This window comes from Chryseobacterium aurantiacum (assembly GCF_003020585.1).
GTDB lineage: Bacteria > Bacteroidota > Bacteroidia > Flavobacteriales > Weeksellaceae > Chryseobacterium > Chryseobacterium aurantiacum.
Genome location: NZ_PXUE01000004.1, coordinates 327,718 through 351,442 on the forward strand (window position 1 = coordinate 327,718; position 23,725 = coordinate 351,442).

The 23,725-nt window shown below is 35.6% G+C and carries 29 protein-coding genes; 17 read left to right on the top strand and 12 right to left on the bottom strand.

Translation table 11 applies throughout. The annotated features are described in order from the left end of the window. Positions 1-61 precede the first annotated feature (61 nt). Together def and ruvX are read right to left on the bottom strand one after the other, a co-directional pair. The gene (gene def, locus C7D53_RS15840) at positions 62-634 is read right to left on the bottom strand and encodes a peptide deformylase (RefSeq protein WP_106917386.1); all 573 of its coding nucleotides are present in this window, start codon (positions 632-634) and stop codon (positions 62-64) included. Beyond that, positions 631-1,047, bottom strand: coding sequence for a Holliday junction resolvase RuvX (gene ruvX / locus C7D53_RS15845; protein ID WP_106917387.1), 417 nt, complete (start codon positions 1,045-1,047; stop codon positions 631-633). Before ruvX ends, def begins: the two co-directional genes overlap by 4 nt. Positions 1,048-1,162: 115 nt before the next feature. Here ruvX and C7D53_RS15850 point away from each other — a divergent pair, with 115 nt between their 5' ends. Next, positions 1,163-1,639: a SixA phosphatase family protein gene (locus C7D53_RS15850; RefSeq protein WP_106917388.1), complete on the top strand. Its 477-nt coding sequence runs from the start codon at positions 1,163-1,165 to the stop codon at positions 1,637-1,639. Continuing rightward, positions 1,620-2,510, top strand: coding sequence for an archaemetzincin (locus tag C7D53_RS15855; RefSeq protein WP_106917389.1), 891 nt, complete (start codon positions 1,620-1,622; stop codon positions 2,508-2,510). Before C7D53_RS15850 ends, C7D53_RS15855 begins: the two co-directional genes overlap by 20 nt. A gap of 161 nt (positions 2,511-2,671) precedes the next feature. Here C7D53_RS15855 and C7D53_RS15860 read toward each other — a convergent pair whose 3' ends face one another. Beyond that, positions 2,672-4,216, bottom strand: coding sequence for a serine hydrolase (locus C7D53_RS15860; RefSeq protein ID WP_106917390.1), 1,545 nt, complete (start codon positions 4,214-4,216; stop codon positions 2,672-2,674). Between the two features lie 99 nt (positions 4,217-4,315). On the opposite strand from C7D53_RS15860, the gene C7D53_RS15865 reads away from it, so the two are divergent. The 6 genes from C7D53_RS15865 to C7D53_RS15890 all read left to right on the top strand — a co-directional run bounded on the left by C7D53_RS15865 (position 4,316) and on the right by C7D53_RS15890 (position 7,806). Continuing rightward, positions 4,316-4,780: a hypothetical protein gene (locus C7D53_RS15865; protein ID WP_106917391.1), complete on the top strand. Its 465-nt coding sequence runs from the start codon at positions 4,316-4,318 to the stop codon at positions 4,778-4,780. 88 nt (positions 4,781-4,868) lie between these two features. Continuing rightward, positions 4,869-5,318, top strand: a complete 450-nt coding sequence (locus C7D53_RS15870) for a hypothetical protein (RefSeq protein WP_106917392.1) — start codon at positions 4,869-4,871, stop codon at positions 5,316-5,318. Further along, positions 5,318-5,815 carry a metallophosphoesterase family protein gene (locus C7D53_RS15875; RefSeq protein ID WP_106917393.1) on the top strand — a complete coding sequence of 166 codons (498 nt, stop codon included), beginning with the start codon at positions 5,318-5,320 and terminating at the stop codon, positions 5,813-5,815. Before C7D53_RS15870 ends, C7D53_RS15875 begins: the two co-directional genes overlap by 1 nt. A gap of 106 nt (positions 5,816-5,921) precedes the next feature. After that, complete coding sequence (locus C7D53_RS15880; RefSeq protein ID WP_106917394.1) at positions 5,922-6,416, top strand: Smr/MutS family protein; 495 nt, start codon at positions 5,922-5,924, stop codon at positions 6,414-6,416. A gap of 18 nt (positions 6,417-6,434) precedes the next feature. Next, positions 6,435-7,151, top strand: a complete 717-nt coding sequence (locus tag C7D53_RS15885; RefSeq protein WP_076356153.1) for a DUF3822 family protein — start codon at positions 6,435-6,437, stop codon at positions 7,149-7,151. Between the two features lie 82 nt (positions 7,152-7,233). Beyond that, complete coding sequence (locus C7D53_RS15890) at positions 7,234-7,806, top strand: RsmD family RNA methyltransferase (protein ID WP_106917395.1); 573 nt, start codon at positions 7,234-7,236, stop codon at positions 7,804-7,806. Here the strand turns inward: C7D53_RS15890 and C7D53_RS15895 are convergent. Then, positions 7,803-8,150, bottom strand: coding sequence for a winged helix-turn-helix transcriptional regulator (locus C7D53_RS15895; protein ID WP_106917396.1), 348 nt, complete (start codon positions 8,148-8,150; stop codon positions 7,803-7,805). The genes C7D53_RS15890 and C7D53_RS15895 overlap by 4 nt on opposite strands. A gap of 83 nt (positions 8,151-8,233) precedes the next feature. On the opposite strand from C7D53_RS15895, the gene C7D53_RS15900 reads away from it, so the two are divergent. Further along, positions 8,234-8,833, top strand: a complete 600-nt coding sequence (locus C7D53_RS15900; protein ID WP_106917397.1) for a nitroreductase family protein — start codon at positions 8,234-8,236, stop codon at positions 8,831-8,833. A 71-nt stretch (positions 8,834-8,904) separates the two neighbouring features. On the opposite strand, the gene murI is transcribed toward C7D53_RS15900, so the two are convergent. From murI to C7D53_RS15925, 5 genes are all read right to left on the bottom strand, one after another. Continuing rightward, on the bottom strand, positions 8,905-9,735 hold the full coding sequence (gene murI / locus C7D53_RS15905; RefSeq protein ID WP_106917445.1) for a glutamate racemase: 831 nt from the start codon (positions 9,733-9,735) through the stop codon (positions 8,905-8,907). A gap of 97 nt (positions 9,736-9,832) precedes the next feature. Next, the gene (hemW, locus tag C7D53_RS15910) at positions 9,833-10,957 is read right to left on the bottom strand and encodes a radical SAM family heme chaperone HemW (RefSeq protein WP_106917398.1); all 1,125 of its coding nucleotides are present in this window, start codon (positions 10,955-10,957) and stop codon (positions 9,833-9,835) included. A 50-nt stretch (positions 10,958-11,007) separates the two neighbouring features. Next, complete coding sequence (locus C7D53_RS15915; protein WP_106917399.1) at positions 11,008-11,958, bottom strand: PorP/SprF family type IX secretion system membrane protein; 951 nt, start codon at positions 11,956-11,958, stop codon at positions 11,008-11,010. A gap of 51 nt (positions 11,959-12,009) precedes the next feature. Beyond that, positions 12,010-13,083, bottom strand: a complete 1,074-nt coding sequence (locus C7D53_RS15920; protein ID WP_185126706.1) for an RluA family pseudouridine synthase — start codon at positions 13,081-13,083, stop codon at positions 12,010-12,012. A 73-nt stretch (positions 13,084-13,156) separates the two neighbouring features. After that, positions 13,157-14,254, bottom strand: a complete 1,098-nt coding sequence (locus C7D53_RS15925) for a PASTA domain-containing protein (RefSeq protein ID WP_106917400.1) — start codon at positions 14,252-14,254, stop codon at positions 13,157-13,159. Between the two features lie 156 nt (positions 14,255-14,410). Between C7D53_RS15925 and C7D53_RS15930 the strand changes: the two genes are divergently transcribed. The 3 genes from C7D53_RS15930 (at position 14,411) to C7D53_RS15940 (ending at position 16,994) form a co-directional block, all read left to right on the top strand. Continuing rightward, positions 14,411-15,400, top strand: coding sequence for a D-alanine--D-alanine ligase (locus C7D53_RS15930; protein WP_106917447.1), 990 nt, complete (start codon positions 14,411-14,413; stop codon positions 15,398-15,400). A 96-nt stretch (positions 15,401-15,496) separates the two neighbouring features. Continuing rightward, positions 15,497-15,961, top strand: coding sequence for a pantetheine-phosphate adenylyltransferase (gene coaD / locus C7D53_RS15935; RefSeq protein WP_076356137.1), 465 nt, complete (start codon positions 15,497-15,499; stop codon positions 15,959-15,961). A gap of 400 nt (positions 15,962-16,361) precedes the next feature. Then, on the top strand, positions 16,362-16,994 hold the full coding sequence (locus C7D53_RS15940) for a trimeric intracellular cation channel family protein (protein ID WP_106917401.1): 633 nt from the start codon (positions 16,362-16,364) through the stop codon (positions 16,992-16,994). Between the two features lie 179 nt (positions 16,995-17,173). On the opposite strand, the gene C7D53_RS15945 is transcribed toward C7D53_RS15940, so the two are convergent. Together C7D53_RS15945 and C7D53_RS15950 are read right to left on the bottom strand one after the other, a co-directional pair. Next, positions 17,174-17,740: a hypothetical protein gene (locus tag C7D53_RS15945; RefSeq protein WP_076356133.1), complete on the bottom strand. Its 567-nt coding sequence runs from the start codon at positions 17,738-17,740 to the stop codon at positions 17,174-17,176. Positions 17,741-17,815: 75 nt separating this feature from the next. Beyond that, positions 17,816-18,310 carry a dihydrofolate reductase gene (locus tag C7D53_RS15950; protein WP_106917402.1) on the bottom strand — a complete coding sequence of 165 codons (495 nt, stop codon included), beginning with the start codon at positions 18,308-18,310 and terminating at the stop codon, positions 17,816-17,818. Positions 18,311-18,386: 76 nt separating this feature from the next. Here C7D53_RS15950 and C7D53_RS15955 point away from each other — a divergent pair, with 76 nt between their 5' ends. From C7D53_RS15955 to C7D53_RS15975, 5 genes are all read left to right on the top strand, one after another. After that, positions 18,387-18,992: a LemA family protein gene (locus C7D53_RS15955; protein WP_076356129.1), complete on the top strand. Its 606-nt coding sequence runs from the start codon at positions 18,387-18,389 to the stop codon at positions 18,990-18,992. After that, the gene (locus tag C7D53_RS15960; RefSeq protein ID WP_185126707.1) at positions 18,992-19,420 is read left to right on the top strand and encodes a TPM domain-containing protein; all 429 of its coding nucleotides are present in this window, start codon (positions 18,992-18,994) and stop codon (positions 19,418-19,420) included. The genes C7D53_RS15955 and C7D53_RS15960 overlap by 1 nt, the downstream gene beginning before the upstream one ends. Then, a complete protein-coding gene (locus tag C7D53_RS15965) occupies positions 19,401-20,222 on the top strand; it encodes a TPM domain-containing protein (RefSeq protein WP_106917404.1) in 822 nt (273 codons plus the stop codon). The genes C7D53_RS15960 and C7D53_RS15965 overlap by 20 nt, the downstream gene beginning before the upstream one ends. Positions 20,223-20,420: 198 nt before the next feature. Further along, positions 20,421-20,942: an NAD(P)H-dependent oxidoreductase gene (locus C7D53_RS15970; RefSeq protein WP_076356123.1), complete on the top strand. Its 522-nt coding sequence runs from the start codon at positions 20,421-20,423 to the stop codon at positions 20,940-20,942. A gap of 3 nt (positions 20,943-20,945) precedes the next feature. Further along, complete coding sequence (locus C7D53_RS15975) at positions 20,946-22,829, top strand: monovalent cation:proton antiporter-2 (CPA2) family protein (protein WP_106917405.1); 1,884 nt, start codon at positions 20,946-20,948, stop codon at positions 22,827-22,829. A 1-nt stretch (position 22,830) separates the two neighbouring features. On the opposite strand, the gene C7D53_RS15980 is transcribed toward C7D53_RS15975, so the two are convergent. Continuing rightward, the gene (locus C7D53_RS15980; protein WP_106917406.1) at positions 22,831-23,646 is read right to left on the bottom strand and encodes a GIN domain-containing protein; all 816 of its coding nucleotides are present in this window, start codon (positions 23,644-23,646) and stop codon (positions 22,831-22,833) included. Positions 23,647-23,725 lie beyond the last annotated feature (79 nt).

The window sequence follows — 23,725 nt, forward strand, 5'->3', positions numbered from 1 at the left end:
ATTCTGCAATCAGCATATAGCCAATTGCTTATTATTATTTCTTTATTAATCCTTGTTTAAGTTATTTTGGAAACCTCATTTTGTAACCAATGCTTACATCACCCTGAGAGATCTTTGCCAGTTTTCCTTTTACTAGTTTTTTCTTCAAAGCACTCAAGTGATCGGTAAACAGAACTCCTTCAATGTGATCGTATTCATGTTGAATTACGCGGGCTCTAATATCGGAAAAAGTTTCTGTATGTTTTACAAAATTTTCGTCATAATATTCAATAACGATTGTTCCTTTTCTTTTCACATCTTCTCTTACATCAGGAATAGAAAGACAGCCCTCATTAAATTTCCACTCTTCACCGGATTCTTCCAGAATTGTAGCATTAATGAATACCTTTTTGAATTGTGCCAACTCATCCTTGATGTCTTCATAATCCTCATCTTCTGCAAGAGGTGTCACATCTATTACAAACATACGAATATCCAAACCGATCTGAGGCGCTGCAAGACCTATGCCATTGGCGCTGTACATCGTTTCAAACATATTCTCTATCAGTTCCTGTAATTCGGGATAATCTTTATCTATATCTTTTCCCACTTTTCTCAAAACAGGATCCCCAAAAGCTCTTATCGGTAAAATCATCTTAATCTTTGTTCTAAAAAATTCTGCAATATGATGGTTGCACTTACTTTATCTATTAATCCTTTTTCCTGTCTTTTCTTCTTTGTTTTTCCACTTTGGGAAATAAAGAATGAAGCCATCTTTGAAGTAAATCTTTCGTCAAAACGGTGAACTGCAATATCCGAAAATTCCTTTTTAAATTCTTCAATGAATTTTAAAATATCGGTTTCCACTTCTGAAATATTCCCTCTCAAATCTATGGGAAGCCCAATCACTACCTCATCTACCTTGTTTTCATTGAAATATTTTTTCAAAAATTCCATTAAAACACGGTTCTCTACAGTCTCCAGCCCACTGGCTATAATCTGCATATCGTCTGTTACAGCAATGCCACAACGAGCCTTTCCGTAGTCTATTGCAAGGATTTGTCCCATAAGTCTGCAAATTTAGTAAAATTTACTGATTTTATTCATAACGCAGTTTTTTTATATAAATCATGTTTTATTCCATTATTTTTTTTATAATTTTAATCTTCCAAAAAACAAATATATGAAGAGACTCATCCTCGTAAGACATGCAAAAAGCGACTGGCCGGAAGAAACGGAGGACTTTGACAGACCCTTGGCAGACAAAGGTTTGGAGGATGCTATGAACATGTCCAGATTCTTAAAAAACAATAATATTTCTATTGATCATTTTGTATCAAGCCCTGCAGTTCGTGCTCTGAATACGTGTAAGATTTTTAATCAAGCCTATCAGCTAGACTGTTCTACTGATGAAAAACTGTATAATCCATCAGAACGAAATTTTGAATCTGTAATTTATGACCTGGATGATAATCTAAGTACGGTTGCCCTATTCTCTCATAATAATGGAATTTCCAATTTTGCTAATTCTATTTCTGAAGATATTTTTCACTTTCCCACCTGTGGTGTTGCTGGTTTTGAAGTAGATTGTGAATCCTGGTCCGAGTTTGATGGAGCTAAAAAGAAACTGGTGTTCTTTTATGAGCCCGGGAAAATATAAATTCACCTCAACTGCTTTCTATGCAATACTATTTACCTTCTTTTTTTCATGCCAGAAAAAGGAGAAGACCTACTTTGAGATTATAGCAACCAATGATGTCAAACTTTCTACTCCTAAATTCGGAAGCTGGAGATATAATCATGACGAAAAATTTCAGCAATTCGGAGATTTTCAGAAATCTAAAAAGATAACACCTGAATCAGAAAAAAATATAATCTATCTACAACCTATCGGAGAATTTAATGAGCTTCAAAAAAAGGAAATAGCACTTACAAAAGAGTATTTAAGAATATATTATCAGCTCGAAACAAAAATATTACCTATACTACCCAACTCTATTTTTCCTAAATCTGTAAAAAGAGTTTCTAAGGAAGGACAGGAACAGGTATTGGCAGGATATGTACTAGATAGTTTTTTAATAAAAAGAAAACCCAAGGATGCAGTAGTATTAATGGGTATCACAGAAAAAGATCTTTTCCCAAGATCTGAGTGGAACTATGTTTTCGGATTAGCTTCATATGAAAATGGTGTAGGAGTAACCTCAATATACCGGTTTGCTAATGGTGGTTTAACCGATTCTAATTTTAATGATAGTCTTTTAAGATTAATGAAAATCAGTTCTCATGAAATAGGCCATATGTTTGGAATCAGTCACTGTCTGAACGCTAATTGTGTGATGAACGGAACAAATTCTCTCGCAGAAACAGATTATCACTTTGCAAGAGCCTGCTCACTCTGTCAGATGAAACTGCATTCAAGTATACAATATAACAACAGAAAACGATTATCTGAACTAAAAGATTTCTTTGAAAGACAACACCTGAATACAGAACTTTCTTTAACACGGCAAGACCTAAACTTGATTCAGTAAACCCATATTTTTTCTACAGATTACTATTCCTCAACCTGGAAAGGCAAGGTGGTTAGTTGCGGCTAAAGACATTATTTGCTATAAATAAAAAGAACAGGCTAAAGCCCGTTCCTATTGAATTACAATAACAAAGATTTTTAATTATTCTTTGCAATGTTATTTTACTTCTTTTTCAGATCCAGATCATCAAAATCAAAGCTGAAATCCGTCACATCCGAAATAGCTTTCAACTTTGCTGATTGTGCTTTTCCATTCTCGTCGTAACTAAAAACGATATAAGCATCAGCGTCATAGCTTCTGTCATCCCATTTAATAATAAATGAATTATTGGAATATGGAAGCAATTCTCCTTTCAATCTTGGTGAATTTTTACATGAAATTCTGTAGGCTCCTCCTTGCTGAACAATTTCTACATCACCAAACCAAACATCATTATATGTACCTGTAAACTGCTCTGCCTTTGGTTGAAGTGTTTTTTCTTTTTTGAATGCTTCTGATTTTGAAAACGCTTCTTTCTTTTGTTTTTCAAATTCCATATTCATTTTAGACATCCTCTCACCATATGTTTTCAGCCAGTTTCTGTCTGCCACTCCAAGGTAAGAATCCTTTACCGTATTTGTAATGGTATTGAAAGCTGCTCCGGACTGCTGATTAGTCAAAACAACAATTCCCAGCTTAAGATCAGGAATCAGGGTAAACTGGGTCACTGTTCCGATAAGACCTCCTGTATGCTGTACCTGCTTGTGTCCTTTCACATCACTTAAAAACCATCCTAAACCATATCCGTAAAAACTTGTATCATAGGGATTCTTTGCGGCAACTCTATCAGGAATCTGCAGGCTCCAAAGCTGTTGACTATTTTTGTCTGAAACCAGTTTCTTACCGTCTTTAGTTGTAAAGTTATTCAAAAGACATTCTGCCCAGGTTGCCATATCCTTAATGTTACTCATAATTCCTCCTGCAGCATTAGCTGTTTCATTCCAGTCGTGGGGAACTGCAATTGCTTTTCCGTCTATGGGAGCATGAGCATCAATTTTATTGGCAGAAGCTTTCGCTCTGTTGTAACTTCCAAAGCTGGAATTCATCCCTACAGGTTTCATAATTTTTTGCTCGATAAATTCTGCCCAGCTTAATCCCGAAACTCTGTGGATTACTTCTCCTGCAACAACAAACATGATATTGTTATAATCCAATGTGGTTCTGAAAGGATTTTCAGGCTTTAAATATCTTACATTGTGAACAATATCATTCACGGTTAAATTTCCTCCTTCAGGAAAAAACATCAGGTCACCTTGTCCCAGTCCTAATCCGGCTCTATGGGTAATCAAATCCTTTATTGTTACATTCTGGGAAACATACGGATCATACATCTGAAACTCAGGAATGTATTTTGAAACTTTATCATCCCAGTTCAATTTTCCCTCGTCTGCCAAAATTGCTAATGCCACACAGGTAAAACCTTTAGAGTTAGAAGCAATCCCTACAAGTGTATTATCATCCATCGGTTGTTTGGTGGTAAGTGAACGTACTCCAAATCCTTTGGAATAGGTTACTTTCCCATCTTTTACAATTCCTACTGACATTCCCGGAACGTCAAAAGTCTTCAGAGTATTTTGGATCAGTTCATCCAGTTTTTTTTCTTCGACCTGCGCATTGGCTAATCCTACAGTCAAAAGAAAAATAAAAAAAGAAAGTTTCTGCTTCATTATTTTTTTAATTTTCCCAAATTTAGTAAATATTAGACGATGTCAATTTTGTCAATGTTAAAAGTTTACTTACATTTCCAATTAATCAGTTATATATTCATGAAAAAATCTATTGGTATCCTATTATTATCATTTTTTGCCATCAGTTTCGTTAAAAGTCAGGACAGGACCTCAAATCCATTACTTTTACAGACCTGGAAGTTGAAGAAACTCGACACTTATATTTACACCTATGAAAAACAGGATGTTTTTGATACCAAAAGCCCCGGTTTAAAATTCAATAAGAATGGAAAAGTTATAGGAAATTTAAGCAAATCTGCCAACGGATATGATGCTACAGAAGACTTTCCTAATAAAGCTTCAAAATTTGAACGGTACAGTGGAAACTGGAAGAAAGTTTCAGATTCTTCAATTGCCATTGTATTTCCCTCCAATAATAGTATGAATGGTACTTTTACTATTTCAAGGCTTATCGGAAGTGAACTGAAATTAAAGAAAGTTTTCAGCGCAGATATTGAAAAGAAGCTGGACTCCATCCGCAGAACCAAGGACATTTCTTACTAAACTGTCAAAATATTTCCAATAATTATCTGAACCCATCAAAATAGTTTTTAACTAAAGCTTCTTTATATTTGCAGTCTAAAACATTACAATGGCAATAAACAGATTATTAGCTTTCGTCTTATTGATGATAAGCTGTAATTTATATTTTTCTCAGGATGTAACCATTAAAGACGACAAGGTTCTCCTGGATGGAAAGCAGATCCTGAAAGCAGAAAAAATAAATGCAGCCCAGTACTCATTCTTTTCAATGAAAGGTGATGAGGAAGTTTTGCTATACAAATACATGGATAATGAAACACCAAGATATGTAAATGATGATTATTTCATTCTCAATTTCCTGACTGAAAAAATCAAAATAGAATCTACAGATATGGCTAAAATTGCCAACTTCATGAATTCTAAAAAAGGAATGGAAAAACTGGTAAGATGGCTATTAAAAGAAAGGGTTATTAATCATGATGGAGAACTGAACTCTGAGCGAGTTGCTGTATTTAAAGACAAATACGACGAAAATATCACTGAAAGAACGTTAAGATAATGACAAAGATTCTTCTTCTTTCCGATTCTCACTCTTATATCGACGATCGAATTTTAGAGTACGCCTCCCAAGCAGATGAAGTATGGCATTGTGGCGACTTTGGAAGCATGGACGTTATTGAGCAGCTCGAAAAGACAAAACCTATAAAAGGGGTCTACGGAAATATTGACAATGCTAAGATTCGCTCTGAGTTTCCTGAAGTAAATCGTTTTTTCTGTGAAAAATTGGAAGTTCTGATGATCCACATTGGTGGCTATCCCGGAAAATACACTCCACTTACTAAAAAAGAAATCACTGAGAAGGCTCCGAAATTATTTATTTCAGGGCATTCACATATTTTAAAAGCCATGTATGATGAAAAGAATACTCTTCTTCATCTGAATCCCGGAGCCTGTGGAAAACAGGGTTGGCATAAGATGAGGACAATGATGCGTTTTGTAGTAGATGGTGAAGAAATTAAAGATCTGGAAATTATTGAATTGGGGCCAAGGGTGTAAAGACTTCTTGATATAGAGTGAAAGATTAAACAGGCTCATCTTACTTCTGATAGAACCAGAAATTGGTTTATCATTGGCTAAAAAGAGCGAATAGGTTTTAAATAGTATGAAAATTGGGGATACCGTTTCTGTAGTGGACGAAGATTTAAGCGGGATTGTTACTTCCGTGAAAGGAAATATTGTGGTTTTTAAGGATGAATACGGTTTTACCCATCAATATCCCAAAGAAAAGCTGGTTCCAAAGGATAAAGGTCTTTACGAAAATATCAGAGTGATAAGAAAAGCTGAACCTAGAAAGATTATTTCTAAAAAGCATCAGAAAAATCATTTGGTTTTGGACCTTCATTTTCATAATTTGGTAAAGAATCCCAGTGATTATGATAGTTTTGAAAGATTGTTTATTCAAAAGGAAAAATTGATCGAGGTCCTGGAATTTTGCAGAAGAAACAACTTAAAGAGATTGGAGATTGTACACGGAATTGGGGATGGAACCCTACAGAGGATGGTTCGCGATGTTTTGGAAAGCCAGGTTAATATTGATTTTTATAATAAGGAAATACTTCACCATCAATCGGGTGCGGTAATGGTAGAATTTCACTAAATTTGCAGCAATTGAAATATGAACGTACTTAATTTACTTTTTACCAAAGACGGATTGATTTACCAGATTGTAAAAAACAAAAGCATTCTGGAAGAAAAATCCTATTTTGTTACTGAAGAAACCCCAGCCAACCTTATTGAAGAAAAACTGGATGAAGTTCTTATCAAACAGCGATTTGATGAAATACAGGTGATTTCTGCATGGAATCATTTTACCCTTATGCCGGAAGGTTTTTCTGATCATGATGCCGGATTTGATTTAATTTCTTTCAATGCTCCTACTGATAAGGAAAAAGAAGAACTGATGCTTTCCATCAACAAAAAGTTTAATATTCAGTTTTATTATACTTTTCCGAAGAATTATTACAAAAAAATAAAGGAGCTGGCTATACCGGTACACTTTAACTTCTCCGGAGAAAAGTTTTTAAGTTCTATTAATAATAAGAATAACAAGGAGATTCATATCAACCTTTATCATAATCAATGTGAATTTTTCGCCATTGACAATAAGAAGATTATACTTTACAATAATCTGGATGTAAATTCTGAAGTTGACTTTCTTTACTTCATTATGTTTACATTAAGCAAAATAGGCTTTGGTATTAATGAAACCAACTTTTATGCCTATGGAGAAACTACGGAAAATGAGACCTTTATTTCCGAGCTTCAGAAATTTGTGAAAAATCTGAAGATTGTTTTTGACAATATTCCCAATAAGAATTTTATACTTAACTAGATTGCAGGTCGCAGATAAAAGGACTCCTATTCTGGATATAACTTCTGCCGCCAATAATCTATTACCTAAACCCTAATACAACATGTTCAGAATAATATCAGGCAAATGGAAAGCCAAAAAAATTGCCGCCCCAAAAAACTTTGATGTAAGGCCAACCACAGATTTTGCCAAGGAAGCTTTATTCAGCATTCTGGAAAATAAATACGACATGCAGTCTATTTCTGTACTTGATCTTTTTGCAGGAATTGGTTCTATTACATTTGAATTTGCATCCAGAGGATGTCAGAATGTAACTTCTGTGGAAATGAATCCAAAGCATACAGCCTTTATCAACTCTACCGCCTCTGAGCTGGATATGGCTCTTCAGATCAACGTACAAAGAGGAGATGTATTTGACTGGCTGAAAAAATTCAGAAACAAAAAGTCTTTTGAAATTGTGTTTTCTGATGCTCCTTTTGAAATGGAAGAAAAGAAATACTACGAACTGATTTCCCTGGTTTTAAACAATAAATACCTAAAGGAAAACGGAGTTCTTATTGTAGAGCATCAAAGCAGAATGAAACTGGAACACCCCAATCTGGTAGATACAAGAAAATACGGAAACGTGAGTTTCAGTTTTTTCAATCCAAATAAAGAAGATAATCAGGAACTTTAATTCCTGATTATTTTTTTTGACCTCTCAGGCGCTGTCTTTCCCCATTTTGTAATTTCTTCTAAAACAGGCAACAAAGTCTTACCAAAATCCGTTAATGTATATTCTACCATTAAAGGTGGCTTTTCTGTAAACACTTTTCTATCTATCACATTATCCTCTTCCAACTGTTTGAGCTGAAGACTCAGTGTTCTCTCAGTAATGGTCGGAATTACTTTTCTCAATTCATTATATCGCTTTGCCCCATCTATGAGGTGATATAAAATTACAGCTTTCCATTTCCCTCCAATAAACCTCATGGTAACACTGGTACAGCAAGGATAATTTTTATTGTCTATTGTATACATTTTATACTATCATTTTTTACCGTTATTGCAAAGTTAATAAACTTAAATTAATTTTGTAACTATAAAAATGATAGTATAAAATTATGAGTTTTTTAGACAAAATGAAAACAAGGTATACCGTAAAAAAGTATAACCCACAAGGAAATATCAATGAAGAACAAATTTCCCAATTGAAAGAAATCCTTAACCTGAGTCCATCTTCCATCAACAGCCAACCATGGAACTTTATTTTTGTAAATCGTGGAGAATTGAAGACAAAACTTGCAGAGGTTTCTTACATCAACAAAGAGAAAGTACAGGATTGCAGCCACTTGATTATTTTTCAGGTTATTAAAAACCCTGAAGATTTCGAAAAACAAATTGAGGAGAGCCTTCCTGAGGGCAATGTGAACTATTACAAAAATAGAGTAAAACCTAAAGGAGAAGCTGATATAAAGGCATGGCTGGGTCATCAGGTTTATTTATCACTGGGAGTATTGCTTTCTGCGTGCGCTGATATGGGAATAGACTCTACTCCAATGGAAGGTATTGAGCCGGATCAGTATGATGATATTCTGAAAAATGAAAACTACGAAACTCTTTTTGCTGTAGCTATTGGAGAAAGAACAGAAACCGATGCCAATCAACCGAAATTTAATCCAAAGACAAGGCTAGAAGCTGAGAAAGTGATTTTGGAAGCCTAACCAATAATTATAGCTTGCAATCACAAGTTATCAAGAAAAAAGTCTGCTTCTATAGGAGGCAGACTTTTTATTTATAATACTTTTAGTTCTAAATCGATTGTTTTACCGAAGAATTTCTTGGAGATCTTTTCAAAGTTCTTGGTAAGGTCAGAAAGGTAAAAATGATAATTGGGTGTTTGGTTATTATCATTAAGGAGATTATACTTATCCAGAATAATCTTCAGATGATTAGCCACAATGTTAGGAGAATCGATAACACGAACTCTGTTTCCGTAATATTGTTTTATTTCATCTATTAAAAGCGGATAATGGGTACACCCTAAAATCAGGGTTTCAATATTCTTCAGCTTACTGTTACTCAAATAATTGTAAATAATAGCATGGGTAATGGGATGATTTTTGAAACCTTCTTCAATGGCAGGCACCAGCAATGGAGTTGCCAATTCATCAACCTTAATCCATTTATTATGTTTTCGAATACTCTTTTTGTAAAGACCGGAATTCACAGTTGCCTTGGTAGCAATAACTCCAACATTATTATGAATCTCGTAGGATACTTTTTCGGCAACGGGATTAATAACATCAATTACCGGAACCTTACCCGCAACAGACTGCATCACTTCGTTTAAAGCATTTGCTGTAGCTGTATTACAGGCAATTACAATGGCCTTACAATTCTGCTCCAGCAGGAAGTTAGTAATTTTTGTAGAATATTCTATAATCGCTTCTTTCGATTTTTCACCATAGGGAAGGTGCTTTGTATCACCAAAATAAATAAGGTCTTCGTGAGGAAGAAGCCTTTTGATTTCTTTAGCTACAGTAAGTCCTCCTACTCCACTATCAAAGATACCGATAGGCTGGCTGGGTGAAAGATGCGAGTAATCTTGTTTTTTAGTTTTCAAATGAACTGAAATTTTATACAAAAATACGAAGATTTTAGATTCAAAATTTGAGTTTAATAAGTTTATTTATCCTAAAATTGGCTCTTTTTCAACTCCATTAAACCATAAATAAATCAGAAGCAATTCCATCTGCCATAAACCAATGCTTTTCAGGAATTTTTAGGTGATCATCCTCAACAATTAAAATACCATCTTCCTTTTTTTGTTTGATTTCATTTTGAAAATGCTCGAGAAATCTATCGTTGAACTTATCTTTTAGGCTTTTTAGATCAACTCCCCAGATTGTTCGTAAGCCAATCATGATCATTTCATTAAACTGATCTTCCAAAGAAAGAATTTCCTCTTCCTTGGCCAGAAGTTTTGCATTAAGCTTTTTAATATATTGCTGATTATTGGCTACATTCCAGCTTCTCACATCAAATCCGTTGTAAGAATGTGCCGAGGGGCCTATTCCTAAGTACTCCTGATACTTCCAATAGGCAGAATTATGCCTGGAATAAAAACCGGGTTTTGCAAAGTTGGAGACTTCATAATGTTCAAAACCATTATCTTTTAAAAAGTCTGACAGGTAATAAAATTCTCTGTTTTGCTCTTCTTCCCGCGGACTTTTAACTTTTCCTTTTGAAATCCAGTTTTCCAAGGCCGTTTTAGGCTCAACAGTTAATGCATAAGAAGAGATATGAGGAACTTCCAGTGCAATAGTTTTGTTTAAATTTTCTTTCCAGATTTCCAGATTGGAAGTAGGTGAACCGTAAATTAAATCTATGCTTAAGTTTTCAAAACCAAAGTCCTGGGCACGCTTAATAGAACCTTCTGCCTCTGAAGCTGTATGGGCACGATTCATCAGTTTCAAATCTTCTTCAAAAAAGCTTTGGGTTCCAATGGATAAACGATTAACCGGTGTTCCCGCCAATTGTTTTAAAAATGTCTTATCTAGATCATCAGGATTGGCTTCCAACGTAATCTCAATATCTTTTTCAAAACTAAAATAACGTAAAGCCTCATCAATCAAGGAATTGATTTCATCCACCGAAAGAATGGAAGGGGTTCCGCCTCCAAAATATAAGGATTTTAAGCTCTTATTCTGTAATTCATCCTTTCTAAGCTTTATTTCAGCTTTCATTGCACGAAGCATTTCGTCCTTAAAATTTAAGGAGGTGGAAAAGTGAAAATTACAATAGCTGCATTTTTGTTTACAGAAAGGAATGTGAATATATATCATAAAAAAAGCCCTGAAAAATTCAGAGCTCAAATTTATTTAAATTAAATTGATTAATATCTATATCCTCTAACATTAATAAAGTTATCGAAGTTATAACCAAGACCAATCATGAAGCTGTTTCCTCCATATTTCTGAATATCAGACAATCCAAGGTTATAAGTAGCTCCAATCATAAATTTATTGAATCTTACTTTAACAATAGGAGCAATTTCTAATTGCTGACTGTCAAATCTATTCTGAGCGGCTCTATAGCTTACCCCAAAAGAGAACGCGTTGATCTCGTTTGAGAATGTAGCCATTAGGTTATAGTCCATTACTCTTGTTGAGTTGGTATTCAGGTTGATCATTGCTGCAGGTGTCAGCATGATATTATCGGCAATGTGCCAGTTATACCCTAAATTTAAGAAGAATTTAATTGGAGAAGGCTCGTACCCGTTTACAATTGGTTTATCGTTCCCTAATGCGATATCATTCACAGACACGCCCCCAAAAAGGTTTTTATAAGTAGCAGCCAAACCGAAATTAGCATAAGCCATGAAGATATTACTTTCATCACCTCTTACTAATGGGTCACCTTGCTCCTCAACGTTAATTTTAGAATAATCAAAATTTCTATTATACAAACTTACACTTGTACCAAAGGAGAACTGATCTTTTCTATCTCCCTCACTACTTAGAGGAATAAAATATGAAGCACCAGCTGTAACACCTCCTGAAGACTCTGCTCCATTACTGTCTCTGAATACTGTTAGACCGGCACCTACTCTATCGAATATGTTTGCATTGATTCCCACTGATTGTACGTTTGGGGATTCGCTGAATTTTGAAAATTGCTTTTGATAAATGGCATTGAGCTGTACGTAGTCTGTTTTACCGTACTGAGCTGGGTTGAACAGGAAATCACCATCCAAAAGATACTGTTGATAATATGGTAGTGATTCTTGTGCTTTGTATGCATTTGACAAAAGAGCTAAACATACGATAGCATATAGTTTTCTCATAACAAATCTTGATTTCAATTCAACAAATATAAAAAAAATCTCAATATATTTTTAGTTTTCTAAATAATTTCTCCATTTTTTTACGGCATCCGTCATATCTTTGGGCATTGGGCTTTCAAAATATAATTCCTTTTTTGTTGTTGGGTGTATAAATCCTAGGGTATGTGCGTGCAAAGCATGTCTTGGTAAAATTTCAAAAACATTTTTAATAAACTGCTTATATTTTGGAATATTTACTCCTCTTAACGGCGTATGTCCTTCATATCTTTCATCATTAAACAATGTATGCCCGATATGCTTGAAATGCGCTCTGATCTGATGGGTTCTTCCGGTTTCCAGCTTACATTCCACCCATGTCATATACTTGAATCTTTCCAGCACCTTGTAGTGGGTAACGGCATGCTTTCCTTGGCTTCCATCTTCGTAAACAGACATCTGCATTCTATTTTTGGGATGTCTCCCTATATGCCCTCTTATTGTCCCTTCTTCATCATTAAGATTTCCCCACACAAAAGCCCAATATAGTCTTTTGGTGGTTCTGTTAAAGAACTGTTTGGCCAGAAAGCTTAATGCATATTCATTTTTAGCAATCACCAAAAGTCCGGAAGTATCCTTATCAATCCTGTGAACAAGCCCTACCCTGTCAAGATCAGATTTTGCCCCATTTTTTTCGAAGTGGTAAGCCAAAGCATTCACCAGTGTTCCATCCCAGTTTCCGTGTCCTGGATGCACCACCATCCCCGCTTCTTTATCTACCACCACTAAATCATCATCTTCATAGATGATATTAACAGGGATATCCTGCGGAATAATAACATTTTCTCTAGGTGGGTGGGTAAGTAATACTGAGATTTGGTCCCCGGGTTTTACACGGTAATTTTGCTTTACTGCAGCTCCGTTGACTATAACGTTTCCAGCCCTACAGGTCTGTGAAATTTTATTCCTTGAAGAATTCTGTCTGTATATCAAAAGGAATTTATCTATTCTTAACGGCTCCTGTTTAGGATCAACAGTGATGTTAAGATGTTCATACAATCCTTTATTTTCCTCATCTATATCGATATTATCAATACTATTGGAATCCAGCAATTCTTCATCTAAAAAATCTTCGTTATCTTCTGACATTGTTTTTATTTTTTTACACAAAAGGCCTCAACATTTTGCAGTTGAAGCCTGTATTTTTTATATTAATCTGAAATTATTCTACTACTACCTTTTTAGCTTTTGGCTTTTGAGCAGGTTGCTGAGCTGTAGTTGTAGAAGCAGCAGGTTTAGTTGTACTTCCTGTAGACGAGGGAGTTGTAGAAGTTTTTGGCTTCTCAGTTCCTGAACCTGTAGCAGGCTTTGGAGTTGTCGTCTGAGGTTTAGGAGTCTCTGTTTTCTGCACCTCTGGCTTTGGAGTTTCTCTTCTTGGTGCCGGAGGAGGTATAACCGGAGCTTCATAGCTTGGTTCATTATGAACTTCTTCATATCGTACCGGAGGCAAAGAAGTATCTACCTTCATACGATAAATAGAGTTTAGCTGTTCTATTTTAGCTCTTAATTCTGCCGGAGTCTTCTTACTTGCCCAAAGGTCAATCTGCATTCCTTGGTCACGAACATCCCCTGAACTAGGATCTTGGTAATAAATGATATCAGATTCATCTTTACCACCATCTTCATGTTCTACCAATCCTACTTCAAACATACTCTTCGTAATGACTGCTCTGGCTTCCTTTACAGAAAGTCCTACAACATTAGGAATTGAAATATTTCTCATTGGCCCGGATCCTACTACAACATCAATTACTGAGAATCTAGGTAAACGAGCACCCGGATTTACGGCGTTTCCTTTATATAGAATTCGTAGAAGAGCATCTTTCTGAATACTTGGCTCATAAATGGTATCTCCAATTTTAAGACCTACCTGATCCAATCTCTGGAATGCCAGCCCCGAATACTTGTTAATTACATCAGGTACAGCAATTTGTGCCCATGTTCTAGGATTCACCTTAAGACGCACCGTTCTTCCGTCCTTTACACGGGAACCCGGTGCAGGATAAATCTGAAGAACCTGAAATGGCCTGTATTTCGGATCATAATTCGCACTATCTACTTCATATTCCAAACCTGTATCGTCTAATATTTTAACAGCATCATGTACAGATTTATTAACAACATTAGGAACAGGAATTTCCTGACCGTGATTAGTATGGTACTCCAACCAGCGAAACGTAAGCCATACAAGCCCTACGAAAACACCGATGGCTACTACTAAATTCAGTAAAACTTTCCAACTGAAAAGTGATTTAAGCATACTTAAAAATACTTTAATTACAACGGCAAATATAGCTAATAATTTTAGAATGTGCTTTTTATTTAACACAATTCATTTTTGAACTTAAAATTTGCGGATTTCCCATACTGCATTACATAAAATGTTTAAATTTGCCTTAATTGATACTATATGGTTATGAACAAAAAAAGTGTTGCCGTAGTAATGGGAGGCTATTCTGATGAATATGTTGTATCCTTAAAAAGCGGACAGTTGATTTATGATTCCTTAGACAGAAATCTGTACGATGTATATAAAGTAGTAGTCCTTAAAGACGAATGGTATTTTTTAGGCGAAAATGATAAAAAACACCAGATCAATAAAGGAGATTTCTCTGTTTCCCTAGATAATGGCGAAACATTAAAGTTTGATGTTTGCTTTAATATCATCCACGGTACACCTGGAGAGAATGGTATTCTACAAGCGTACTGGGATGCAATAGGACAAAAATACACAGGTTGCGATTTTTATCAGAGCGCACTTACTTTCAATAAAAAAGACACTCTTGCTGTATTATCAAAATATGGAATTCCTTCTGCAAAAAGTATTTATTTAAGAAAAGGAGAAGACATTGATGCTGATAAAATTGTAGAAGAATTAAAACTTCCTTTATTTGTAAAGCCTAATCAGTCAGGATCTTCATTGGGAATTTCCAAGGTTAAGGAAAAGTCGGAACTAATTGCAGCTACAGAAGTAGCGTTCAAGGAAGATAATGAGATTCTTATCGAAAGTTTCCTAGATGGTATGGAGGTTTCCGTAGGTGTTATCGACTTCAAAGGGGAAACTATTGTTCTAGGAATAACTGAAATTGTTCCGACCAATGAGTTTTTCGATTATGAAGCTAAATATGAAGGAGCTTCTGAAGAAATAACTCCTGCAAGAATTGACGATGAGACAACAAAAAGAGTTGAAGAAATTGCTAAAAGAGCTTACAACTCACTTGGAATGAGTGGTTTCTCAAGAAGTGAATTTATTTTGATGAACGGAATTCCCTATATGCTTGAAATGAATACCAACCCAGGATTCTCTCCTGCCAGTATTCTTCCTCAGCAGGCAAAACATTATGGAATTTCCATCATGGATCTTTGCGGAAACGAAGTTGAAAAAGCCTTAAATAAAAGAAAATAGATAATAGTCGTTAAAATTAGAGACTAGATAATAGAACTGAATAAAGTCATAATTCATAGTCTAAAATTTATAACTCAAAATTATAACTCGTACAACATGAAAATTGCTGTTTTCCCAGGGTCATTTGACCCCATTACTTTAGGACACTACGATATTATAGAAAGAGCAGCCCCGCTTTTTGATAAATTAATTATTGCCATTGGACAAAATTCCCAGAAGAAATATATGTTTCCTCTTGAAAAAAGAATGGAGTTTATTCAAAATTCGGTGGCAGAATTCCCCAATGTAGAAGTAGACTCATTTGAGGGACTTACCGTTGACTATTGCTTCGAAAAAAATGCTCAATACATCATCAGAGGACTAAGAAATCCTGCCGATTTTGAATTTGAAAAAGCGATTGCCCATACCAACAGAACCCTTGCTCACAAGAAACTGGAAACGGTATTCTTATTAACGTCATCCGGAAAATCCTTTATCAGCAGCAGCATTGTAAGGGAGATCATTACCCATGGCGGAGAATACGAACTTATGGTTCCGGACTCTGTGAGAGTGGAAAAATAAGTAATGAGCAATAAGTAATTTTAAGGTATGGATTTTAATCGGGTCTTCAGTGAAAGAGCTAAGAATTTTTCTATTGTCATCATTAGAACACTTTCATTGCTGCCCTATTCTGATGATATTTCAATAATTAAGAAAACAAACTATCAGGTCATCAACTTCTGTAGCTGCTAATTGCTAGCCGTTTCAAAAGTAAGATCTGAAAAGGAAAAATTTGCTAAAATTTATATTGTTTTAAAGAAATTGATGAACTGAAATACATAAGTCCGGAATTTTTTTTTACATTTAAAATTAGAATGTGAAGAGCTTGTAAAAGTTATGACTACCGATAAGTTTAAATTACTTCAAATTTAAGTGGCATACTTTTTATTACTCATTGCTCGTTATTTATTACTCATATTATATGCATGAACAGTTCAATTTTGCCATAGAAGTCCTTGGGACCATTGCGTTTTCCATGTCAGGTAGCTTTGCAGCCATGCAAAAGCGTCTTGATCCGTTCGGCGTACTCATTATTGCCTTTGTAACTTCTGTAGGAGGAGGAACTGTAAGAGATCTTCTTCTGGACATTCCTGTGTTCTGGATGCATGATCTTTTGATGTGCATCCTGATTTTGGTTACCAGTATCTTTTCCATGGTATTCAAATCTCTTGAAAAGAATTTTAAGGTAACCTTATTTATTTTCGACAGTTTCGGACTGGGTCTCTTTACCATTATTGGTGTACAAAAAGGATTGAATGCCGGCATTCATCCTTTAATCTGTATCGGATTGGGAACCATTACCGGATGTTTTGGGGGAATTATTCGGGATATATTACTTAACAGAATTCCATTGATTTTCAGAAAGGAAATTTATGCTACCGCATGTATTGTGGGAGGAGCTTCATTTTTATTAATGACAAAATATACTCCATTATCATATACTTTTGTACAGATCTTTACGATTCTGCTCATTGTTGCTATCAGAACACTTGCTGTGAAATACCACTGGCAGATGCCTAAATTTTATGGCTATGATCAGAATTCGGAAATGTAGTTCATAAAAGATATGTTCGTAAACTATGGACTTAAAGCCTATTAAAAAAGAGAAACAATCACTGATATTTAGAGAAAATCTTTATCCAAGAAACTCTTTTTCCAGGCTCAACCAACTCCAAATAAGAAAAAAAGAAAGCCCTGAATAATTCAGGGCTTTTATATTGTATAGGATATTTCTTAGAATCTTCCTCTTTGTCTCATGTTAGGATTGTGCATATGCTTCTGCATTGTTGGCATTTTCAGCTGATCTTTCATCATTTTGATCTGATCCGTCATCATTCCAGCACTATCCAATCTTTTTGCTTCTTCCAGTAATTTTTGTCCTTCCTGTCTTCTTCCTTTAGAAATAGCTGCTGCTGCAAGATTTAAAGTAGCCATCGCTCTGTCGTGCTTCATATTCAAACCATATTCCAGGGCTTTTTTCATTAGAGGTTCTACTTTTGTCGGGTGATCCTGAGCTTGTGTTAAGCCTAATAAATAATGGAAGTACCCATATTGAGATTGGTGAAGCTGTGTTTTATAATTAGTGATTTTTGTTAACCATTCCGCAGCTTTCTCCATATTTTGCTTTCTCAATTGCCAGAAAGCCAAAAGGATATACTCATTTTTAAAGAAAAGTAAAATTGGAAATGCAGCCAAAAGGAAAATAACAATTCCCCAACCAAGATTTCTTGTGAAAATCATCATGTAAAGTCCTAAAAGGATAAGAAGTGCTGCTACTGCAATTTTTATGTATTTATTCATTATTAAATTTTAGAAGTGCAAAGATAAAAAAATTAGAGGTTAGAAGCTAGAAGTTAGAGGTTAGAATTCTCATAACTATTCGCTCTTAATCTTTTCGAATGTTTGGAAACAGAAGTCATATCCATTTTTTTCGTCTTTTTCATGGCATACTTCATTTGTTTTTTTCCAGATCTTTTCATTTATTTTCGGAAAGAATGTATCTGCTTTCAGATCTGCCTTTACCAAGGTAACTTCAAGTTTATCTACCATTTCCATGGTTTGCTCATAGATATTACCACCACCAATGACAAAAACTTCTTCATCTATCTTTTTGGCAAATTTCATAGCTTCCTTAAGGCTTCCTACAATAAGAATTCCCTCTTCAAACCAGTCTTTTTTTCTTGAAACAACAATATTCGTACGATTAGGCAGTGGCTTCCCAATGCTCTCATACGTCTTTCTACCCATAATAATCGGATGCCCCGAAGTAAGGTCTTTAAAATGTTTTAAATCTTTAGGAAGATGCCAAAGCAACTGGTTCTCAAAACCAATTTCGTTCTTCTCTCCCATTGCAACCACTATTGTTGTCATTCAAATATAATTTTTTACAAAATTAGCACATAATTTGTATATTTGATTAGCACAAAAAATTAAAAAAAAATAAACTATGAAAAATAAAGGATGTTTGGGCGCCGGAACAATTGGTATAGCCCTCCTTATTATTGTTGCAGTTCTATTCTTTTGGGGAAAAAGCGGATATAATAGCTTTGTAGACAAAGAACAGACGGTTAACGCAAAATGGTCGAACGTAGAGACTGTATACCAGAAAAGAGCGAATCTTATTCCTAATTTGGAAAGAACAGTAAAATCTTATTCAAAATTTGAGCAGGAAACTTTAACTCAGGTTGTAGAAGCACGTTCCAAAGCAACTTCCATCAATGTAGATCCTACCAATATGACCGATGCTGATATTGCAAAGTTCCAGGCTGCACAGGGAGAATTATCCGGAGCATTAAGCAGATTGATGGCTGTAGTAGAGTCTTATCCTAATCTGAAAGCTGATCAGCAGTATATTAACTTCCAAAGAGAGTACACGGCCATTGAAAACAGCATCAGAACAGAGACTGTTTATTATAATGATGCAGCAAAGACTTACAACACCTCTATTAAGACTTTCCCAAATAATATTTTGGCGAATTTCACCAACTTTAAAGAAAAACCTTATTTCAAAGCTGAAGCGGGAGCTCAAAAGGCACCTGAAGTATTCAAATAATGGGTAATCACCTTACAAATCAACAGATCGCTTCCCTTGTGGAAGCGATTCAGTCAGCAGAAGATCACTCTACAGGAGAGATCAGGGTACATATTGACTCTAACACTGAAAGCAATCTTGCAAAAACTGCATTTGAAGTTTTCCGGGAACTCTGTATGAACAAAACAACCGATAGAAATGCTGTACTTTTTTATATCAATTTCGAACAGAAATACCTGACTATCATCGGGGATTCCGGAATTCATGAAAAAGTAAATCAGTCCTATTGGAACCACCTGCATGACTATATCACTGCTGAATTTGCAAAGGGTAATTATTATAAGGCATTACAAAGTGCCATTCTGGAAACAGGCATTGAACTAAAGAAATATTTTCCTGTAGAAGGAGAAAACCCAAACCAACTCCCGAATGAAATTACATTCTCTTAAAATAGTATTTTCATTTCTATTGATTTGCTTTTACACTTTTGTATCAGCACAATATACCATTCCCGAAAAACCAGCCGTTTTATACCCTGTTTTTGATGAAGCAGGTCTTCTTTCTCAACAGGAAAAAGATGCGCTTAACAACAAACTGATTAAGTTTGCAGATTCCACCTCAACAGAGATTGAGGTTATTATCATCAAATCTACCAAAGGAGAAGATGTTAATTTTCTAGCCACAATGTTTGGTCAGCAATGGAAAATCGGAAAAAAGGGAGTAGATAACGGAGTGGTCTTCCTTGTAGCCACAGAAGACAGGACAATGTCTATTCAGCAGGGAAGAGCCGTAGAGCAATATCTTACGGCATCAGTAGCAGGCCAGATTCTGGATTATATTGTGACTCCTAATTTTAAAAGAGGGCTTTGGTATGATGGTATTAATCGTGGCACCTCAGCAATCATGGAGGCTGTTCAGGGGAAATTCAAACCAGAAGCTACTACAGCTCCTTCCGGCGATGGAGGCGCTCTTAAAATTGTCATTATAGCCTTTGTTATTTTTATCATTATTGCTATTCTTTTCGGTAACCGTGGCGGCGGACGTGGCGGCGGTGGAAATTATGATGACGATGATGATGTTATCATTACACGCAAAGGACGCAGAAACTACCCTGGTGGCTTCTTCCCATTCCCTGGCAGCTTTGGAGGCGGAGGCTTTGGTGGTGGAAGTTCCGGAGGCGGAGGCGGCGGTTTTGGAGGCTTTGGAGGCGGTGGAAGTTTCGGCGGTGGCGGTGCTTCCGGCGGATGGTAATCTTACAAGAATTATAATCATATATAAAACAGATCAGGTCTCAATGACCTGATTTTTTATTTAAAAACTTAAAATAATACCATTTCTTTGATTTTAATTAATATTAAATCAACTTTCACATATTAAAAAATTAATAAATCCATACAAAACCTATCTTTTATTCAATATTTTTTCAGTATATTTACTGAAAACAGGATTATGAAGAAGACGTTGGTTGTATTTGCACACCCTTACCTGGAGCACTCCAATTCTAATGTAGAGCTTATCAATTTCTACGTTCGTCACCAGCATTATACCTTACGAGATCTTTATGAAGAATATCCTGATTTTCATATTGCTGCTTTCAGAGAAAGAAAACGTTTGGCCAACTATGAGCGATTTGTCTTTCAATTCCCATTAATATGGTTTGGAATGCCTCCCCTATTAAGATTGTGGATAGATGAAGTTTTTGACCGTGATTGGCTGCAACCCGGAAAAGTAAATCCACTGGAAAATAAGGAAGTCTACATTCTGGTAACAACCGGAGGAAAGGAAAGGTCATTTAGTAAAGACGGAACCTATCAATATTCGGTTGATGAATTGATAAGTGGATTGATTGTTTCATTAAAGGTTTTCAAGGCAGACATCAAACACATCAAGATTGTGTACGAAGCCAATAAATTGTCTAAAAAAGATATTATTTTACATAAAAAAGAGTTTACAGAACTACTCAATCAATAGCATATGGAGTCTAGCTTAGCGATGAACACACTACTTTTTCTGGGTGTAGCCATTATTATGGTTCCACTGGCCAGAAAATTGGGATTAAGTTCTGTAATTGGTTATATTTTAGGAGGAATCATTATTGGTCCTTATGTACTCAGGCTTACAGGAAATAATGTGAATGACATTATGCACGCCAGCGAGTTTGGAGTCATTATGCTTTTATTTATTGTAGGACTGGAACTGGAGCCCCGGAAATTCTGGGAGATGCGAAAAAAAATAATGGGATTGGGACTTACTCAGATGCTTCTCACGATATCATTATTATTTGTAGTATTCATTAGCGTAGGATGGAGGTTAGACAAGGCTATTGCTGTAGCGATGTGTTTCGCGCTTTCTTCCACCGCAATTGTATTACAGACTTTACAGGAAAAAAATAACTTTAAAACAACGGCTGGAGAAGCTTCTTTCTCTACCCTTTTATTTCAGGATATTTCTGTGATTCCTATTTTGGCTATACTTCCCATTATTGCCAATTACAAAGCGAAGCATCATGATAATGAAATTCAGATCCTGATACAAAAACTTCCGGAATGGCTTCAGGCCGGAACCGTCATTTTTGGAGTTGCTTTATTGATCCTGCTGGGCAGGTATGTATTTGTACCTTTTCTGCGCTATGTTTCAAAATCGGGGATGGCAGAACTACTCACTGCTTCTTCCCTATTTTTAGTTATTGGAGTATCTGAACTAATGATCGTTATTGGTTTATCTCCTGCATTAGGGGCTTTCCTTGCTGGGGTAATGCTTGCCAACAGCGAGTTCAGACATGAGCTTGAAGCGCAGATCAATCCTTTTAAGGGGTTGTTGTTGGCTGTTTTTTTCGTCAGTGTTGGTTCTACTATTAATTTTAATATTATTCAAAAGGATCCCTTATTTATTTTTAGTACTGTATTTGCAGTGCTGGCTGTAAAGTTTGTGGTTTTATATGCTATCGGAAAATTTTTCAGAATAGATACTCCGCAGAGTCTGTTCTATGCATTTGCCCTATCGCAGGTAGGAGAATTTGCTTTTGTACTGATTAATTATGCTTCAGACCTTTATCTTTTAGGCCCTGAACTGAATGCACAACTGATGGCTGTAACTGCCATAACGATGTGTGTCACTCCTATTCTTCTGATTATTAATGATAAAATTATTACTTCAAAATTCATAAAGGAAATTCCTGAAGGAGAAAATGATTATAATATTCTGGATAGCGATGTAAGCCAAAAGAAAATCATTATTGTAGGTTTTGGGCATTTTGGAAGTACTGTAGGACGTCTTTTAAAAGCTAATAAAATTTCAGCTACAGTTTTGGACAGAGACTCGGATCGTGTGAAGTTATTGAGAAGCTATGGTTTTAAGGTTTATTATGGTGATGCCACAAGAATCCCCATTTTAAGGGCTGCCGGGATTGAAGATGCAGAAATTTTGGTTTTATGTCTTGATGATTCCGGAGATAATATGTTTATAGCAGAACTTGTTCGTGAGCATTATCCTGATGTAAAGATATTTGTAAGAGCGAAAAACAGAATTGATGCCTATGAATACCTGAACAACGGCATCAACCATATCTATAGAGAAACGTTAGGAACTGCCGTGGATATGGCCGTGGATGTGCTTCATGAGACCGGTATGAGAAAATATGCAGCAAGACGACTTGGGCAGAGATTTATGGCCATAGACAGAGCATCTATCAGAAAGCTGGCAAAAACAAAGGAAGATAATGATATTGCTTTATTTACCACAAAAGAAATCCTCCAGCGTGAGGAGGAATTATTGGCTTATGATAACCTTAATTTTGATAATAAAAATTGGGAAGAATCCCCATCTAATGAAGAAGATGAGGAAGAATCCCAAGATTAATTTATTGAATATTTACACTTCCGCCACTGCTTTCATCCTTGGTGATATTTTTAAGTTCTCCTTTTTTGGTGATATCTACACTTCCTCCTGAAGATGCTTCGGCTCTCACGGAAGAAACAGCACTTATCTGAATGCTTGCACCACTGGATGCTTCAGCTTCCACATTATCTGCAATCACATCTCTTGCTGAGATACTACTGCCTGAAGAGGAGTTGACATCTGCATTCTTGGTTTTTCCTGAAATATCAATACTTGATCCTGATGAAGATTCAATGCCCAGGTTTACAGCCCATACTTTTCCGCTAAAGTTACTGCTGCTGTCTGCATTAATAGTAAACTCGTTAGCTTCCATATCTCCAGAAATACTCCCTGCACTTGATACTTCAACTGTAGTCTTCTCTTGAGTGAACTTGTCTTTTACACGAATGCTTGCTGCTGACTCAGCGATCAGCTTTGTAAAATCCCTGGTATAAATTTTAGCGGTTACCTTATGAACATTCATCACCCTGATTCCTGATTTATAGTGAATATGAAGCTTTCCACCATTATTGTCTACAAGAATTTCATTGATAATATTTTGAGGTGCTGAGATTACTACTTTCTCTGTTTCAGATTTTATAATTTCTGCATCTATAGCTTGGGAAACCTGAATTTCATCAAAATCCCCATTGACTTCTTTCTGTTGTATTGGCCCACTTTCCGTATTGATTACCTTCTCTACCCAGCCGCTTTTTTCTCTGTTCTTTTTCTCATGCTTTTCATTGCATGAGGCTAATACCACTAAGGCGGATAAAATAAAAAGAGTCCTTTTTTTCATATTTATTTCTTTTATAGGTTATTTTTTTAATATATAATTTAATAACAACTAAATTATGAAAAATATTACATTAGTATGA

What these genes read in the sequence shown, in the direction of transcription:
- C7D53_RS15915 (WP_106917399.1), bottom strand. Translation starts at nt 11,958, where the DNA reads ATGAGAAAACTATATGCTATCGTATGTTTAGCTCTTTTGTCAAATGCA.
- C7D53_RS15860 (WP_106917390.1), bottom strand. Translation starts at nt 4,216, where the DNA reads ATGAAGCAGAAACTTTCTTTTTTTATTTTTCTTTTGACTGTAGGATTA.
- C7D53_RS15925 (WP_106917400.1), bottom strand. Translation starts at nt 14,254, where the DNA reads ATGCTTAAATCACTTTTCAGTTGGAAAGTTTTACTGAATTTAGTAGTA.
- C7D53_RS15870 (WP_106917392.1), top strand. Translation starts at nt 4,869, where the DNA reads ATGGCAATAAACAGATTATTAGCTTTCGTCTTATTGATGATAAGCTGT.
- ruvX (WP_106917387.1), bottom strand. Translation starts at nt 1,047, where the DNA reads ATGGGACAAATCCTTGCAATAGACTACGGAAAGGCTCGTTGTGGCATT.
- C7D53_RS15880 (WP_106917394.1), top strand. Translation starts at nt 5,922, where the DNA reads ATGAAAATTGGGGATACCGTTTCTGTAGTGGACGAAGATTTAAGCGGG.
- C7D53_RS15960 (WP_185126707.1), top strand. Translation starts at nt 18,992, where the DNA reads ATGGGTAATCACCTTACAAATCAACAGATCGCTTCCCTTGTGGAAGCG.
- C7D53_RS15970 (WP_076356123.1), top strand. Translation starts at nt 20,421, where the DNA reads ATGAAGAAGACGTTGGTTGTATTTGCACACCCTTACCTGGAGCACTCC.
- C7D53_RS15855 (WP_106917389.1), top strand. Translation starts at nt 1,620, where the DNA reads ATGAGCCCGGGAAAATATAAATTCACCTCAACTGCTTTCTATGCAATA.
- C7D53_RS15900 (WP_106917397.1), top strand. Translation starts at nt 8,234, where the DNA reads ATGAGTTTTTTAGACAAAATGAAAACAAGGTATACCGTAAAAAAGTAT.
- hemW (WP_106917398.1), bottom strand. Translation starts at nt 10,957, where the DNA reads ATGATATATATTCACATTCCTTTCTGTAAACAAAAATGCAGCTATTGT.
- coaD (WP_076356137.1), top strand. Translation starts at nt 15,497, where the DNA reads ATGAAAATTGCTGTTTTCCCAGGGTCATTTGACCCCATTACTTTAGGA.
- C7D53_RS15865 (WP_106917391.1), top strand. Translation starts at nt 4,316, where the DNA reads ATGAAAAAATCTATTGGTATCCTATTATTATCATTTTTTGCCATCAGT.
- C7D53_RS15895 (WP_106917396.1), bottom strand. Translation starts at nt 8,150, where the DNA reads ATGTATACAATAGACAATAAAAATTATCCTTGCTGTACCAGTGTTACC.
- C7D53_RS15940 (WP_106917401.1), top strand. Translation starts at nt 16,362, where the DNA reads ATGCATGAACAGTTCAATTTTGCCATAGAAGTCCTTGGGACCATTGCG.
- C7D53_RS15975 (WP_106917405.1), top strand. Translation starts at nt 20,946, where the DNA reads ATGGAGTCTAGCTTAGCGATGAACACACTACTTTTTCTGGGTGTAGCC.
- C7D53_RS15850 (WP_106917388.1), top strand. Translation starts at nt 1,163, where the DNA reads ATGAAGAGACTCATCCTCGTAAGACATGCAAAAAGCGACTGGCCGGAA.
- C7D53_RS15965 (WP_106917404.1), top strand. Translation starts at nt 19,401, where the DNA reads ATGAAATTACATTCTCTTAAAATAGTATTTTCATTTCTATTGATTTGC.
- C7D53_RS15945 (WP_076356133.1), bottom strand. Translation starts at nt 17,740, where the DNA reads ATGAATAAATACATAAAAATTGCAGTAGCAGCACTTCTTATCCTTTTA.
- C7D53_RS15920 (WP_185126706.1), bottom strand. Translation starts at nt 13,083, where the DNA reads ATGTCAGAAGATAACGAAGATTTTTTAGATGAAGAATTGCTGGATTCC.
- C7D53_RS15930 (WP_106917447.1), top strand. Translation starts at nt 14,411, where the DNA reads ATGAACAAAAAAAGTGTTGCCGTAGTAATGGGAGGCTATTCTGATGAA.
- C7D53_RS15890 (WP_106917395.1), top strand. Translation starts at nt 7,234, where the DNA reads ATGTTCAGAATAATATCAGGCAAATGGAAAGCCAAAAAAATTGCCGCC.
- def (WP_106917386.1), bottom strand. Translation starts at nt 634, where the DNA reads ATGATTTTACCGATAAGAGCTTTTGGGGATCCTGTTTTGAGAAAAGTG.
- C7D53_RS15885 (WP_076356153.1), top strand. Translation starts at nt 6,435, where the DNA reads ATGAACGTACTTAATTTACTTTTTACCAAAGACGGATTGATTTACCAG.
- C7D53_RS15875 (WP_106917393.1), top strand. Translation starts at nt 5,318, where the DNA reads ATGACAAAGATTCTTCTTCTTTCCGATTCTCACTCTTATATCGACGAT.
- C7D53_RS15980 (WP_106917406.1), bottom strand. Translation starts at nt 23,646, where the DNA reads ATGAAAAAAAGGACTCTTTTTATTTTATCCGCCTTAGTGGTATTAGCC.
- C7D53_RS15950 (WP_106917402.1), bottom strand. Translation starts at nt 18,310, where the DNA reads ATGACAACAATAGTGGTTGCAATGGGAGAGAAGAACGAAATTGGTTTT.
- C7D53_RS15955 (WP_076356129.1), top strand. Translation starts at nt 18,387, where the DNA reads ATGAAAAATAAAGGATGTTTGGGCGCCGGAACAATTGGTATAGCCCTC.